Here is a 1,485-nt window from a genome sequence, read left to right as displayed (position 1 = left end):
GGCTCTTCCGGTTTAAGGGTGGGGTGAGGGTTTAAGACACGCCGGGGGTGAAGGTGGTGGAAGGTGTCGGGGTCTTCCGAAAATATTGGTAGCGACCAAGCAAACCAAATATTTCAGAGAAAGACCCCGACATTGTCTCAGCGTAGTTGCTCCACGGAGTTTTGTCCTGCCCACCACACAGATTCCTGCCACCGATGTGACGTTATTTTAGGTATCGAGGGCGCTCAACTGCTGGAGGCCACCCGCCACGATCGGCAGTTGGTCTTGGCTGTGGAAACCGTGCCGGGTCTGGTGGGATGTCCGGGGTGTGGCGTGGTCGCGGAATCCAACGGCCGACGGATTGTTGACCTGGTGGACGCGCCCTGGGCTGGGGTGCCGGTGCGATTGCGCTGGCATAAACGCCGCGGGATCTGCCACGAGCCACTGTGTGAGGTCAAGACCTTCACCGAGGAACATCCACCGCTGTGCGCACCCCGGGCGAAACTGACTACCCGGTGCATCAAATGGGCCATCGACCAGCTGCGTCGTGAACACGCCTCGATCCGTGGCTTAGCACGCCAACTGGGCGTGTCCTGGGACGCGGTCTGGGACCAAATCCGGCCCGTGTTGGAAGCCAAAGCAGCCGATGAGTCACGGTTTGCTGGGGTCACCACACTGGGGGTGGATGAACACATTTGGCATCATACCTTCCCGCATAAGGGCAAAGGACCCAAGGAATTTACCGGCATGGTGGACCTGACCAAAGACGACCAGGGCCGGCTGCAGGCCCGATTATTAGATCTGGTGCCGGGCCGATCCGGACCGGTCTATGGACAATGGTTACAAGACCGTGGCCCAGCCTTTCGTCACGGGATTGCCATTGCACCCTTGGACCCATTTCGGGGCTATAAAAACGCCATCGATACCCACCTGGAAGACGCCGCCGGGGTATTGGATCACTTCCACATCATCCAATTGGCCAATAAAGCCGTGGATGAAGTCCGCCGCCGAGTCCAACACGAAACCCTGGGCCGACGTGGTCGCAAAGGCGACCCACTGTATGGGATCCTGCGCGTTTTACGCACCGGCGTAGAGCGTCTCAGACCCAAACAATGGGCCCGATTAGAAGCCGGGATCCAGGCAGATGCCCGCCACCAAGAAGTCCTAGATGCCTATCTGCACGCACAGAATCTTCGCGCCGCATACCGCGCCAAAAACACCGGCAATGGTCGTCGCAAAGCCCAAAAAATCCTGCGCACCTTCTACAAATCTCCGATTCCTGAGATCGCCCGACTTGGACGCACGCTGCGACGCTGGACCAACGAATTCCTAGCCTACTTCAACACCGGTCGAGCATCCAATGGTGGCACTGAAGCGATTAACGGTCTGATCGAACTGCACCGCCGGGTGGCCCGCGGCTTCCGAAACCCCCACAACTACCGACTCAGAATGTTGCTGATCGCAGGCGGCCTAGACCACCAACCCCACCCTTAAACCGGAAGAGCC

The 1,485-nt window shown here is 58.9% G+C and carries 1 protein-coding gene; it reads left to right on the top strand.

What is annotated here, in order from left to right; genetic code table 11:
- Positions 1-132: 132 nt before the first annotated feature.
- The gene (locus tag ACYVJT_RS15225) at positions 133-1,473 is read left to right on the top strand and encodes an ISL3 family transposase (protein WP_499418556.1); all 1,341 of its coding nucleotides are present in this window, start codon (positions 133-135) and stop codon (positions 1,471-1,473) included.
- Positions 1,474-1,485 lie beyond the last annotated feature (12 nt).

The organism is Yaniella soli (assembly GCF_054782375.1).
This window is presented reverse-complemented; position numbering and strand designations above follow the sequence as displayed.